This is a genomic window from Flavobacterium sp. 90 (assembly GCF_004339525.1).
Classification (GTDB): Bacteria; Bacteroidota; Bacteroidia; order Flavobacteriales; family Flavobacteriaceae; genus Flavobacterium.
On sequence record NZ_SMGE01000001.1, the window covers coordinates 4,639,196 to 4,653,901 of the forward strand.

The 14,706-nt window shown below is 35.0% G+C and carries 10 protein-coding genes; 8 read left to right on the forward strand and 2 right to left on the reverse strand.

The window, feature by feature from the left end; genetic code table 11:
* Positions 1 to 465: 465 nt before the first annotated feature.
* From C8C83_RS18955 to C8C83_RS18980, 6 genes are all read left to right on the forward strand, one after another.
* On the forward strand, positions 466 to 990 hold the full coding sequence (locus tag C8C83_RS18955) for a DUF5004 domain-containing protein (protein WP_099708327.1): 525 nt from the start codon (positions 466 to 468) through the stop codon (positions 988 to 990).
* Positions 991 to 998: 8 nt separating this feature from the next.
* Positions 999 to 2,081, forward strand: a complete 1,083-nt coding sequence (locus C8C83_RS18960; protein ID WP_121330150.1) for a hypothetical protein — start codon at positions 999 to 1,001, stop codon at positions 2,079 to 2,081.
* A gap of 29 nt (positions 2,082 to 2,110) precedes the next feature.
* Positions 2,111 to 5,113 (forward strand): TonB-dependent receptor, encoded by a 3,003-nt coding sequence (locus C8C83_RS18965; protein ID WP_132011850.1) that lies wholly within the window; start codon positions 2,111 to 2,113, stop codon positions 5,111 to 5,113.
* 25 nt (positions 5,114 to 5,138) lie between these two features.
* The gene (locus C8C83_RS18970) at positions 5,139 to 6,653 is read left to right on the forward strand and encodes a RagB/SusD family nutrient uptake outer membrane protein (RefSeq protein WP_132011851.1); all 1,515 of its coding nucleotides are present in this window, start codon (positions 5,139 to 5,141) and stop codon (positions 6,651 to 6,653) included.
* Positions 6,654 to 6,865: 212 nt separating this feature from the next.
* Positions 6,866 to 8,110, forward strand: coding sequence for a glycoside hydrolase family 71/99-like protein (locus C8C83_RS18975; RefSeq protein ID WP_121331373.1), 1,245 nt, complete (start codon positions 6,866 to 6,868; stop codon positions 8,108 to 8,110).
* 25 nt (positions 8,111 to 8,135) lie between these two features.
* Positions 8,136 to 10,160, forward strand: coding sequence for a glycoside hydrolase family 97 protein (locus tag C8C83_RS18980; protein WP_121330152.1), 2,025 nt, complete (start codon positions 8,136 to 8,138; stop codon positions 10,158 to 10,160).
* A gap of 415 nt (positions 10,161 to 10,575) precedes the next feature.
* On the opposite strand, the gene C8C83_RS18985 is transcribed toward C8C83_RS18980, so the two are convergent.
* Positions 10,576 to 11,493 (reverse strand): hypothetical protein, encoded by a 918-nt coding sequence (locus C8C83_RS18985; protein ID WP_121331374.1) that lies wholly within the window; start codon positions 11,491 to 11,493, stop codon positions 10,576 to 10,578.
* A 172-nt stretch (positions 11,494 to 11,665) separates the two neighbouring features.
* On the opposite strand from C8C83_RS18985, the gene C8C83_RS18990 reads away from it, so the two are divergent.
* Together C8C83_RS18990 and C8C83_RS19000 are read left to right on the forward strand one after the other, a co-directional pair.
* Complete coding sequence (locus tag C8C83_RS18990) at positions 11,666 to 12,130, forward strand: MarR family transcriptional regulator (RefSeq protein ID WP_121330153.1); 465 nt, start codon at positions 11,666 to 11,668, stop codon at positions 12,128 to 12,130.
* A gap of 231 nt (positions 12,131 to 12,361) precedes the next feature.
* A complete protein-coding gene (locus tag C8C83_RS19000; protein ID WP_121330155.1) occupies positions 12,362 to 13,780 on the forward strand; it encodes an MATE family efflux transporter in 1,419 nt (472 codons plus the stop codon).
* 231 nt (positions 13,781 to 14,011) lie between these two features.
* On the opposite strand, the gene C8C83_RS19005 is transcribed toward C8C83_RS19000, so the two are convergent.
* On the reverse strand, positions 14,012 to 14,446 hold the full coding sequence (locus C8C83_RS19005; RefSeq protein ID WP_121330156.1) for a DUF6526 family protein: 435 nt from the start codon (positions 14,444 to 14,446) through the stop codon (positions 14,012 to 14,014).
* Positions 14,447 to 14,706 lie beyond the last annotated feature (260 nt).

Consider the following 14,706-nt stretch of genomic DNA (forward strand, 5'->3'; position numbering starts at 1 on the left):
TTTGGTTTAAGATAGTTGGTGGTTCTTTTTTGAGTTAATTCGTTTATAAGTCAAATTTAGTCTAAGAGTTGATGATTAACAACTTTTAAAATAGGTAACTTCTTTTTAAAATGCTTCTAAAAAGGGAGTTAGGTTCGTGAAAAAGGTTTTGAAATGTTAAAAGTGGTTTAGTAACTTGCAATTATACAATAAAAAGCTAATAAATATATGTATAGTGAAAAAAATATCTAATATAATTTTCATATTGTCATTTTTACCATTAATTATCTGCTTTTTTTATCTAAACAGTACCTTGATTTTTACATATTTCTTAAAAATTTAAATATTTGATTATTAGGTTTTTATGTTTGTTTTTACCTGAAATACATCTTGATTTTTCGCAGATTCTTTTTTTTAGATTTATTTAACATCTAGTTTCGTGCTGTCCTTTTAAAGGGATAAAAAACTAACAAAAACCACAATTTTATGAGATGTAAAAGTATTTATTGGTTAGCTGTTATTATGTGTCTATTTGCCATTGGCTGCGACAATACAGATGACGGAAGCTACGTTGCTCCAATTACCATTTATGAGAAAGTAAATGGAAACTGGGGATTAACAAATTTGAAGATGGTCGATGAATTTGCGAAGGCAAATAAGATCGAGCCAAGCGAACAAACCTTGAACACCTGGTTTAACTACGAAGATTTTAAAATTAAATTTAGTGTAGACGAAAAAAACAATCCAACGAGTTATGAGGTTACAGGAGATGTTCCGCCATTATTTGCTCCAAAAGGATATTGGCAATTAAGTACAGCTTTTCAACCAACAACCGGAGGCGGACCTACAAAAATCTATTTGTATAGTGACGCTCAAAAAACTCAAAAAACAGATGAACTTGTATTGACTTCTACGCCGGGTAAAAGTGGTGAAATGGAGTTTCAATTGGTGCACTCTTCTGGAGGATCGCCGTTCGTGTCTTATGTATTCAAATTTAATGCTATTAATTAAAAAGTAATATGAAAAAATTTCTATATACAATCTTACTTGCCCTTTTGATGGCCCCAAATTTTATGAAGGCGCAAGAAGCTGCTGGATCTGTGGGTCCAATATCATCGTTTCCTGTCGTTTACAAATATGATGAAAAAGTTACTTGGTATTTTGATCTTTCAGGAACCACATTTGCAGAAACCGAAGATCTTTATATCTGGATTTGGTCACCATCTGAACCAGATGCAGGAAACTGGGAACATTCTTCAGACTTTGCAAAACTACATTATGAAGGTGATAAAATTTGGAGTTTTACTTTGACTCCAACACAATATTTTTCTAAAACCCCAGATGAAATTGCAGCAAGTGCAGGATTTTGGTTTCGTTTAAAAAACAAAAACGGATCTAAACAAAGCGAAGTGGCAAATGTGCCATACACTGATTTTTCATCATTTTACACGGCGAATGAGCTGATCAGAGCTTATCCAACAAAACCAACTATTGATAAAGGTGTAAGTATCTTGTTCAATGCCAACCTGGCTCCGGGATTTGCAGGCGCTACAAGCGTACACATGCATAGCGGATTGAACGATTGGGATATTCAACAAATGTATGAGGCTTCTAAACCGGATATTGCAGAAAAAACAAAACTGAAAGATTTAGGAAACGGTTTTTACAAAATGGATTTAGTTCCAAAAGATTATTACAATGCGCCTGATGGTTACGAGATGAAAAACTTAGTTTTCCTGATGGTAAAAGACAATTGGGCAGGAACGATTCCTGATCAGGTTTTATATGCAGGAGCTTATGTACCGCCACCAGCACCGGTTTTTGGATTTTTCCCTTTACAAATTAGTCAAAAAGATTTTCTTGGAATGTCAAGAAAAAACAATGAGTCGGGTGTGAACAAATTAATCTATACAATAACTGCCGGAAGTAAAGTAATTACTGGAGAATTTGTAGGAGGAACGGCTGAGATAAAAGGATTTGTCAATTTGGTTTCTGAGCTTAATGGTCTTCCAAATCTAACTGAAATTCATGTTTTGGTAAAAGACAACAAAGACAAAACAATTTCGGATACAACGATGCCTCTTAAAACTTTAGACAAATAATTCACTATCAAATTTAAACATCAGATATAATGAATAGTAAAAATAAAAAAATAGTCCTACAGCAAATGTGGACTACTAAATCGCTGGTATTCATGATTTTCATGCTTTTTCTTTCGGCAGGAATGTTTGCTCAGGGAAAAAAACATGTGTCAGGAACCGTTTATGACAATACCGGAAATGTATTGCCGGGAGCTTCTGTTCTGGAAACCGGAACCAGAAATGCTACGACTACAGATTTCGACGGAAAATTTGTGCTGGATGTAGCCGTAGGAGGTTCGATTGAAGTTTCTTTTATTGGATCTACAACTCAAAAAGTTCAAATTACCGAAGCTACAAAACCAAATATAGATGTTCGTTTGCAAAATGATGGATATCAGCTGGCAGAAGTTCAGGTAGTTTCTGTGGGATACGGAACGCAAAAGAAAGCAGATTTAACGGGTGCTATTTCTTCGCTTAAAGCGGATGATTTAGTAAAAGGAACAATCTCTTCTACAGAACAGGTTTTGCAAGGAAAAGTTGCGGGATTAAATATAATTCGTCCTTCGGGAGATCCTGCTGCGGGTTCTACAATTCGTTTACGTGGAGGAACTTCGCTTACAGCAAGCAACAGCCCGTTAATCGTTGTTGATGGTATTGCAGGAGTTGATATTAACGTGGTTCAACCATCAGATATTAAATCTATTGATGTATTAAAAGATGCTTCGGCGACAGCCATATACGGATCAAGAGGAGCAAACGGAGTTATTATCATTACTACAAAATCAGGAACAAAAGGTGTTTCTGTAGTGTATAGTGGTTTATCAAGCATAGGTTATGTGGCTGACAATTTAGATCTTTTATCAGCAAATCAATGGAGAGGATATGTTCGCAACAGCGGAAATAAAGATGCAATTGATTATGGCGGAAATACAAACTGGCAGAAAGCAGTCGAGCAAACGGCAATTTCGCAATCACATACTTTGAGTATTAATTCTGGTAAAACGGATAGCGGTTTCAGAACTTCACTTTCGTATTTAAATAATGAAGGAGTTATCAAATCTACAGGATTAGAAAGATTAAGTGGAAACGTAAGTGCTTATCAATATCTTGGCGATAATAAAGACGTGAAATTTGATATGGGTTTATTTGCTAATGTTGACAAATGGCATCCATTAGATTACAGAATTTTTGAACGTACTTATAATCTAAATCCAACAATTCCGGTTTATGATTCTAACGGGAAATTTACATCTGTAGCGGGAACTATTTATGAGAATCCGGTTGAGATTTTAACAAACAGAACTGTTGATAATGAAAGACACAGATTATTAGGATACTTTAAAACGGAGGTTAAATTTCTGCATGATTTTACTGCTGTAGGTAATATTTCATACGAACATAATGCGGTAAAAGGAAGTACTTACAAACCAAGTTACGCCGTTATGGAAGGTATAACTGAAAATGGTTATGCGCAAAAAACATACGCAGAATATGCAAATGCACAAGGGGAACTTTATGTAAATTATAATAAAGTAATTGACAAACACACGATTGGAGCTCTTGCAGGATATTCGTATTTAGAGAATATTTATGAAGGTTTTGGAGCGCAACGTAGTGGTTTCGTTACAGATGCTTTTAGTTATAACAACTTAGGTGCAGGTTACAATTATCGTTTAGGAGATGTTTATTCTTATAAAGGAAAATCTGATTTAGTTTCGTTTTATGCTCGTGCAAATTATTCTTATGACAGCAAATATTTGTTGACTGCAACTGTAAGACGTGATGGTTCAAGCCGTTTTGGAGATAACAATAAATGGGGAACATTTCCATCTGCATCTGCGGCATGGAAAGTTTCGAGCGAAGAATTTATGAGCGGAACAAAAGGCTGGTTAGACAATTTGAAATTAAGAGTTGGTTATGGTGTTACCGGAAATCAGGACGGAATTGGTGAGTACAAATCACTTTCTATTTTAGGTGTTGGAAACGATAGTTACTACGATCCGAAAACTGGAACATGGAGTTTGGCTTATTCGCCAAAACAAAACCCAAATCCTGATTTGAAATGGGAATCAACAAGACAATTGAATATTGGTGTAGACTTTAGTTTATTTAATAGAATTACAGGATCATTCGAATATTATTCTAAAGACACACACGATTTATTATATACTTACGAAGTGCCACAACCTCCTTATTTAGTTGGAACAATGTTGGCAAACGTTGGACAAATGTCGAATAAAGGAGTTGAACTTACGTTGAATGCAGACATTATCAAAGGAGATAAATTTTCTTGGAATGCTAATTTGACTTTAGGACATAACGTTCAAAAAATCGAAAAACTTTCAAACCCAACTTATAAAACTGATGTTATCTATAGCGGATCATTACACGGATTAGCAGGAATGTCAGGACAATACTCTCAAATTATTGCCGAAGGATATCCTGTTGGAACATTCTGGGGTTATAAAAATGCGGGACTTGATGCAAATGGTAAAATTCAATACTATAATGCAGCGGGAGCTGTAGTTCCTGAAAGTGCTTTAGTAGATGCTGATAAAACAGATTTAGGAAATATTCAGCCTGATTTGACTATGGGTATTGGAATGAATTTTACTTATGGAAATTTTGATCTTGGAGTTTCCGGATACGGAATGTTTGGTCAAAAAGCTTTAAACGCTACAAACATGATGTTGAACGATCCTAACAGATTGCCAAGTTTCAACGTGCCGGATGACTTCTTAAATAGTGGAATTAAATCAGCTCCAAAGTATTCAGATTACTGGATCGAAGATGCTTCATTCTTTAGACTTCAAACACTTTCTGTAGGTTATACAATGCCATTGAGATCAAAATCTTCAAAATTGAGAGTTTACCTTATGGGAGAAAATCTATTTGTAATTACAAGTTATAAAGGTGTAGATCCTGAGATTGGTTTAAATGCACAAGATGGTGCAGATCAAACAGGTTTGGCAGCTCCGGGAATTGACAAGTATAACAATTATCCTAGACCAACGACAATTTCTGTTGGATTAAATTTCACGTTTAATAATTAAGCGAATTAACTCAAAAATATAAAAAATGAAAATCAAAATAACAGCAGCACTATTAATTAGCATGCTTTTTACGATATCATGTACCAATTTAAACGAGGATTTATATGATAAGGTAGAAGATGGAAATTTTGGAAATACTCCAAAAGAGGTCGATGCATTAGTTGGTGGAGCATATTCTTCCTTAAGAGGATTTGCCGATGGAATTTCTAATAATTATCCAACTTCTGAGTACGTATTCTTTCTGGAAGAAACGGTTTCGGACGAAGCTACAATCCCAACAAGAGGTACAAACTGGTACGATGGCGGACAATATCAGGATGCTCAAAAACATACCTGGAAACCTGACAATCGTTTGATTCTTTCGGCTTGGCGTTATAACTACACCGGAATCGCTAAAATCAATGCAATTATCTATCAGGTTAATAAATCATCATTGACAGATGCAGCAAAAGCACCAATTTTTGCTGAGTTGAAAGCTTTAAGAGCATATTACTATTATAATCTTTTAGACTTATTTGGAAATGTGCCAATTGTAACCAATTTTGAAGATACTTCTTTACCATCAAATTCTACTAGAAAACAAGTATATGATTTTGTTGAAAAAGAATTAACAGACGCAATTCCGCATTTAACAGGAAACGTGGTTTATTCTAAAATGACAAAAAATGTGGCGTATTCTATATTGGCTAGATTATATCTAAACTCTGAAGCTTTTATTGGAACAGCGCGTTGGCAAGATTGTATTAATATGTGTCAGAAGATTACAGGTTATACTTTAACGCCGGATTTCTTCGCCAATTTTGCTACAGAAAATCAAAAATCAACAGAGATTATTTTTGCTATTCCTTACGATTCAAAAGCAGGAACAGTTGGTAATTATATGAATTCAATGTCTTGTCATTACTTACACAAATTGACAATCTCGGCATCTGGAAATGATTATCCATGGAGCGCAAACGGAATGTGTGCACAACCTGGAGTTTATTCAGCATTTGCAGATACAGACAAAAGAAAGAAATGTATGGTTGCCGGAGATCAGATTAGTGTAGCAACAGGACAAGTTATTTTGATGGATAACGGAGAACCTTTGACTTATACAGAAGAAGTTACAAGTGTAGCGGATGCTAAAGAAAATCAAGGAGTTCGTTTAGGGAAATACGAAATGAAAGCCGGAGAACAATGGGAACGCGATCATGATTTTGTTCTAATTCGTTATGCCGAAATTTTAATGATGCAAGCCGAATGTTACGTTCGTTTAGGTTCTCCGGATTTGGCAAAACCATTTTTACAACAAATAACAGCACGTGCCGGAGAAGAAATGCCAGCAACGATAGATCTTCATTTTATCGATCAGGAATTGCTAAAAGAATTCACATTTGAAGGAAGAAGAAGAACAGATAATATCCGTTTTGGAACATTCTTCGATTCATGGTGGGAAAAAGGTCCAACTGAAAAATACAGAGCAATATTCCCAATTCCAAGTACAGTTATGACAACAAATAAAAATCTGGTACAGAATCCTGGTTATCCTGTAAATTAGGTTCTAGAGTGTCAGTCTTCCATGTTGGTTAGTCGTGGAAGGCTGACATATTTATAATGCATAGAAACTTATTTAAATTAAAAATTGAGAATTAAAAATTAAAATAAGTCTCTATGTGTTTAAATAATTACACGGTGAAAAAGGACGCATAATAAAAATCATTTTAATCCTTTTAATCTGTGGCAAAAAATAAAATCAAAAATAAAATCAATATGAAAAGATATATCACATTATTGTTTTTTGGAGTCCTGAATACTTTGGTTGTCGCCGGTTGCAGCAGTGATGATAAAGGTTCAGACAAACCTACAGAACCAGAAACATTTGCACCAGTTGCAGTTGAAAAAACAAATAGCACCAAGATTTACGTGCATTATATGCCTTGGTTTGAAACCAATGAAAGTAGTGCAGATAAAAAATGGGGATATCACTGGACAATGGCAAACAAGAATCCAAACAATGTAGGAGCAAACGGCCGTAGAGAAATAGCGTCCTATTATTATCCGCTAATTGGTCCATATCATTCTGGCGATAAAAATGTGATTGAAAATCATTTATTATTGATGAAATATTCTGGAATTGATGGACTTTTAATCGATTGGTACGGAACTTACGATGTCAACGATTACCGAATGGTAAAAGAAAATACAGAGCAATTAATTGCAATGTTAGACAAAGTAGGACTTCAATATGCGATTGTTTACGAAGACAGAACCACAAAAAATGTGGTAGATGCTCAAAAAGCAATTTCTGTAACCGCAGCCGCAAAAACAGATTTGGCATACCTGCAAAACAATTACTTTGACGATGCAAGTTATATCAAAATAGACGGAAAACCATTGTTGCTAAATTTCGGTCCAATAGTATTGCAAACTCCCGCTGAGTGGACAAACGTTTTTAATACCTTAACCACAAAACCTACTTTTTTAACTCTTTGGGATCAATCTGTAGAAGCTGGAGCGAATGCTTCTGGCGAATATGCCTGGGTGTATAAAAACAATACGTATCTGACTAATTTTTATACCAATACAAAACCAAAACTTTCTGTTGCAATGGGAAGTGCTTATCCCGGTTTTAAAGATTTTTATGCCGAAGGTGGTGGTGGGGCGGCAATTGGCTGGACAATAGAACCAAACAATGGAGCCACACTTGATGAAACACTTTCTTTGGCTAAAAATGCAAATTTAAACTACCTGCAATTGATTACCTGGAATGACTTTGGAGAAGGAACAATGTTCGAACCTACAACAGAATTTGGCTACAGTTACATCGAAAAAGTAAAAACATTTGCCGGTGTAAAAAATACCGAAACAGTTTTTCCTGATATCAGTAAACTTTATAATCTGAGAGTAGCAAAAAAGGGTGACGCCGATGCCCAGAAAAAATTAGATCAGGCCTTTAATTACTTTGTTTCAATGCAGCCCGCAAAAGCAAAACAGTTAATAAATGAAATTAAATAAGAGTTGTAATTAATACAATTAAATAATGAAAAACATAAAATATAGATACTGTCTCATTGCTTTAGCGTCAATATTAATTTACGCCTGCAGTGCTGGTACTAAAAAAACATACAGAATAAGTTCTCCGGGAAAAAACGTCGAATTGGTTTTTGAATTAACTGCTTCAGGTCAGCCTGAATATAGTTTTACGTCAGGCGGAAAATCAGTTATAGAACCTTCTTTAATGGGATTTGAATTTCAGGGAATCCAGAAAATGACAGAAGGTTTTGAAGTGGTTTCCACCGAAGAAAAAGCAGCTGATGAAACCTGGGAGCAACCTTGGGGAGAATTCAGAAAAGTGAGAGATCATCATAACGAATTAATCGTTCATCTGAAAGAATCAAAAGGCGAAGAGCGCTTAGTAGATATCATTTTCAGAGTTTTTGATGATGGAGTTGGTTTTAGATACTTTTTCCCAAAACAGCCACATTTGGGCAAAGTAAAAATTGCTAATGAAATCACACAATTCACATTTAAATCAGACAATGATGTTTGGTGGATTCCGGTGCACCGCGAAAATAGTTATTACGAAAGTACGTATCGCAAAACACCAATTAGTAAAACAGATACCATAAATACACCGGCAACTTTTGAAACAAAAGAGAAATTGTATGTGGCAATTCACGAAGCAAATTTGACTGATTTTGCTTCAATGACACTTTTGAAAACAAGTGACAAACAATACAAAAGTGAATTGGTGCCTTGGGCAGATGGCGTAAAAGTATATGCAGAAACACCTTTTAATACACCCTGGAGAACCATTGTTGTAGGTAAAACGGCTGGAGAAGTTGCAACTTCGACTATAATGCTAAATCTGAACGATCCTTCGAAAATTGAAGATCTTTCCTGGATTACACCATCAAAGTATATTGGAATTTGGTGGGGAATGCACTTAGAAAAATATACTTGGGGACAAGGGCCAAAACATGGAGCGACAACTAAGAATACAAAAGAATACATTGATTTTGCTGCGAAAAACAATTTTGACGGCGTTCTGGTAGAAGGCTGGAACGAGGGCTGGGACGGCGACTGGACTGCCGACGGATCTGCATTTAGTTTTGTAAAAGCTTATCCCGATTTTAATTTGGAAGAAATTACAAAATATGCTGCCATGAAAAATGTTCGATTAATAGGACATCATGAAACGGCGGGAGCCACAAAACATTATGAAAGCCAATTGGAAGATGCTTTTAAACTGTATCAGAAAATGGGCGTGAATACAGTAAAAACAGGTTATGTAAATAAATATTTGGATAAAAAAGAATGGCATGACAGCCAATACGGAGCACGTCATTACAGAAAAGTAATGGAAACTGCTGCCAAATATCATATCATGATTGACAATCACGAACCTATAAAAGGAACAGGATTACAGCGTACCTATCCAAACTTTATGTCTCAAGAAGGCGGACGTGGACAGGAATACAATGCTTGGTCTGTTGATGGCGGAAATACTCCGGAACATCTAACGACTTTACCGTTTACACGAATGCTTTCAGGACCATTTGATTACACACCGGGGAATTTCAATTTTGATTATAAAACACCTTCAGGAGCTAGAGTTCAAACGACTTTGGCAAATCAATTGGCATTGTACGTAATCATTTATAGTCCATTGCAAATGGCATCAGACTTACCGGAAAACTATGAAGGAAAACCAGAGTTTGAATTTGTAAAAGAAGTTCCGTGTAATTGGTCAGATACCAAAGTTTTGGATTCTAAAATTGGAGAATACACCACAATTGTGCGTAAAGACTGGGACGGAAAAAACTGGTATTTAGGATCTATTACAAACAGAGATGCCAGAGATCTTAAAGTTGCTTTACCATTTCTGGATGCCGGAAAAGAATACGAAGCCGAAATTTATCAAGATGGAGCAGGAGCAAATTATAAAACAAATCCTTATCCGGTTGCAATTTCAAAACAACAAGTAAATAGTAAAACAATATTGAATATTAAATTGGCAGCTGGTGGAGGAACAGCGATAAAATTCTCTCCAATCGAGAAATAAGTTAGTAAATTTTAAGTTAAGTTAAGTTTGGTTTGAGCAATGAACCCGATATCTTGAGAAAGGTATCGGGTTTGTTATTTTTTTATTAAACCATATAAGTGATGTAAGTTCATTTAAATATAAGAATGCTGATTTTACCGCAAAGTGCGCTAAGTTTTTTTTGTTGATTATGTTTAGAAAACGAAAAGTTCGCAAAGCTTTATGATTAAAGGCAAAGTTAGTTTGCGCAAACTTGTCATTTCGACGGAGGAGAAATCACACCAGAAACTTCGCAAACAAAATCGCCAATCTATGTCGAATCCCGCGTGTGATTTCTCCCTTCGCTCGAAATGACAAAATTGTAGACAATTGTTTAATTAGTTCACAATCATTCACTCACGATTCACAACTAACAATTAATAATTCACAATTATCCTCAGTGTTTATAAAGCTTAACATGATTTCCAAATGCATAAGTAGCAGTAATTGTAGGTCCATTGTAACCCCATTTAAGAAAACCGCTTAATCTTTCTTTTACAGCGTCTACTCTAAAATTAAGGCCGGTATATCCTGCCGTAAGACTAAAGTTTTTAACTACATTATAAGAAAGTGCTAAATTGTAACTAACAATTCGGCCATCGATATCGTTAATTTTTACAGCCAGATAATTGGCATTTACATAAAGACCAAAACGATTAGACAACACAAATTCTCCCCAAACACCAATATCAGGTAATGGAGCGGTGAAATTAAAACTATCGTTATATTCTAAAACAGCTTGATTGGCTTCAACACGCATTCCTAAATCTGCAAACAAAACGTGCGCACCAATCAATAAACCCGCTTCGTATTTAGGTTTAGATAAAAAAGCATAACCGTAAGCAATTCGCCCAATTTGAACATCAAAAGAAGCACTTACTCTTGTATTTATATTATAAGTATGTTCACCAAAATCAATCTCTCTTTGTAGTGTTTTGGATGAACTTCTGTCCAAAGCAAAGAATTCAAAATTTAACCTTGATCTTCTTGAAATACGCCATTCAAATGTTCCCATAAAAGAACTGCTTGATTTTGAGAATCCTAAATCATTTTCAAGATCTATTTCAGTACCATGATTTCCATTAGTGGTTCCAACCTGAATTTGAGTATTGTTTACCGGAAAAAAAGCTCCCGCTGTTACTTTAAATCGTCTTCCGTGCCAAGGCAAATCTTCGGCATTATCATTCTGAAATTCATTTGAATTATTGTCTTGTTTAACAGATAAAGAGTTATCTGTAGGGATTTCAGCAGTGTTTTGAGCTTTAACAGAAAACCAAAAAGCAAAAACTATTAAAAAATAAAGTAATTTTTTCATCGGATTATCTCTAGATTTAGTTAATAAGATTTTAACACTTAAAGTTAACAAAAAAAATCATTCAATTCATTTTTTCGATTTTATTATTTTAATAATTTGTCTGATTTTCAATACAATATGATTTTGTGTTAAAAATTAGTTGACATGTCACTCTTTTTTGTAATTTTGTCTCATGGAAAAATCAACAACAGATTTCGATACTTTTAAGGAAGAAATTTCGGATAGTTTTTTCTTTCAGATTCATCGAATGAAACGAACTATTTTTCGTCGTACAAATGCACTTATGAATGAGGCGGGAATTAATTTGCAACTCGAACAACTTCCGTTAATTATGATTTTGCAGCGAAAGAATCTTTCGCAAAGAGAACTTTCAGATATGACAATGAGAGACAAATCGTCAATTTTAAGAAGTATCAACGCTTTAGAAAAAAAAGCTTTGGTTGAGGTTCAAAAAGATAAAGATGACAAACGGAAGAATGTTGTAAGTCTTACCGAAGAAGGAATCAATTTGGCAAAAAACATTCGCACATTAATGAAAAAATCCGAAGATGAGGTTCTTTCTGTTTTTTCTGCCGAAGAACGAATAGAAGCTTTAGAAACTATTCGAGGTTATGCAGATAAACTAGATACACTTTAAAAATAGCCCACGGATTAAACGGATAAAGCAGATTTTCACGGGTTACATTATTGAAAAAGTTTGCCACGAATTTCACGAATTAGCACGAATTTTTAAGCTTAGTAAGAATGATACATACTAGTAATTCGCGAAAATTCGTGCGATTCGTGGCAAAAAAAAAAGATCCGTAAAAATCTGTTTAATCCGTAAAATCCGAGGGCAAAAAACAAAACAAACATTATAAAATAACAAATGAATAAAAACGAATTATTAGAAGGTCCAATACTTTCTTCATTATTAAAATTGGCGGTTCCTATTATGATTGCCAATTTATTACAAGCCGCTTATCAATTAGTTGATGCTTTTTGGGTTGGGCGTTTGGGCGGAGATGCCGTTGCTGCAGTTTCTGTAAGTACGCCCGTAATCTTTTTAACAATTGCTTTAGGGACAGGTTTAGCCATTGCCGGATCAATTTTGATTGCACAATATTTTGGCGCCGGACAACAAGAAATGGTCAATCATGTCGCGGCTCAAACCTTATTAATGGTAGTTACCGTTTCGATAGGATTATCAATTATTGGGTATTTTTTGAGTCCCTATTTCCTGACGCTTTTAAAAGTCACGCCAGAGGTTTATAAAGATGCTTTGGGTTTTATGCAAATCGCCTTTATCGGATTAGTTTTTAGTTTCAGCTTTATGATATTTCAATCCGTAATGCGAGGAGTTGGGCGCGTTACTTTGCCGGTTTATATTGTGTTAGGAACTGTTATTCTGAATTTTGCTCTAGATCCGTTGTTTATTTTCGGATGGAATTTTATTCCTGCAATGGGCGTAAAAGGAGCGGCTTTAGCAACATTATCAACTCAGAGTTTGGCGATCATTATAGGTTTTGCCATTTTATTCAGAGGAAAACACGGAATCCATTTGCAATTAAAAGATTTCAAACCAGATTATAAACATATCAGGAAAGCATTCAAAATTGGTTTTCCATCTTCGATTGAACAATCCATGCGTGCGGTTGGTTTAACAGCGATTACTTTCTTGATTGTTCATTTTGGAACTACAACAGTGGCTTCATATGGAGCAGGATCAAATTTGATTCAGCTTATTATGATTCCGGCATTGGGACTTTCGATGGCAATCGCAACTTTAGTCGGACAAAATATTGGCGCAGGAAATATGCTTCGCGCTGGAAAAATTGCAAAATTAGGCGCCTATTTAGGTTTCGGATTATTAACCGGAATTGGTGTGATTGCTTATGTTCTTGCACCACATCTAATCGCTTTTTTCGTGCCAAACGAACCAGCAGTTATAGAAGGAGGAACCACTTTTTTAAGAATCACATGTCTTTCGTGGGGATTTCTGGGACTTCAAATGTGTTTGCTTGGTGTTTTTAGAGCGGTTGGGAATACAACACTTCCAATGATTCTGACATTGGTTTCGCAATGGGTTTTACAATTTCCACTTGCTTATATTTTATCTCATAATACTTCACTTGGCAAAATTGGAATTTGGTGGGCTTTTCCTATTTCAACAGTTGTAACGGCTATAATCACAGTAGCAATCTATGCTAAAGGCGATTGGAAAAAGAAAAGGCTTACAGGAAAAACCAATAAATTGATTGATAAAGTGGAGAAGGAGATAACCAAAGAAGGGTTTGAGGTTAAATAGAGGTTCTGAGTCTCTAAGCTGCTGAGGTTCTAAGTTTTTTTATCGTAGAGGCGCACAGCAGTGCGTCTCATCTTTGCAACGTTTTTTATATAACCTGTTTTCCAATCTTTGTCAAGACGCACTGCTGTGCGCCTCTACGATATTCTATGCGTATAATTAATCATGATATTTCCAGGAAAGGCAAAACCTTAGAACCTTAGCACCTCAGAACCTCAGTACCTCAAAAAAAAACTATACTCTACAATAATCTGCTTTCCAGTGTACGATTGCTTTTTTTATGGAATCTCCTGAAAGGTTATTTTTTATGGCATCTTCAAGAAGAGGTAAAAACTCATCGTCTGGTGCAAATCTTAGGGCAAATATTTGATCGTCTGTTAATTTATATTCGATTTCTTCAAATCGTTTTCCCGTTAAGGTAAAATAACGATAACGGATTTCTAATCTAACGATTCGGTTTTGTAAAATGAGTGAGTAATGCTGGCGTAGCATAAACGCTAACCAAAATAAAAATACAAATCCAACACTAATAAACGACCAGATAAGAGTGTCGTTTTTCGTGATTGCAAAATAAATACTGGCGATTAAAAACAACGTCAGCACCGGATAATAAACAAAATGGTGTGGGGGATAAAACCGTATGTGATTGTAATAGGTTTGAATTTTCATAAATATTTTGTTTTTGGTTTGTACTTAAAAAAACAAAGCTACCCTAAAATAGAATAGCTTTTCCCAAAAATAAACTAACATAACCAATGTTTCCTCTATAATTAAACTTTTTACAGTTTTCTTAGTAATATCTATAATTCGAAAAGCCTCATCTTCCTTTGCAGTAATCCATTCTATGGCTTTATTTCGTTATGGTAAAATTATTACAGAAAGGAACGTTTGTTGTTATATTTTAAATGGGAAATGTTACATGATTTCAA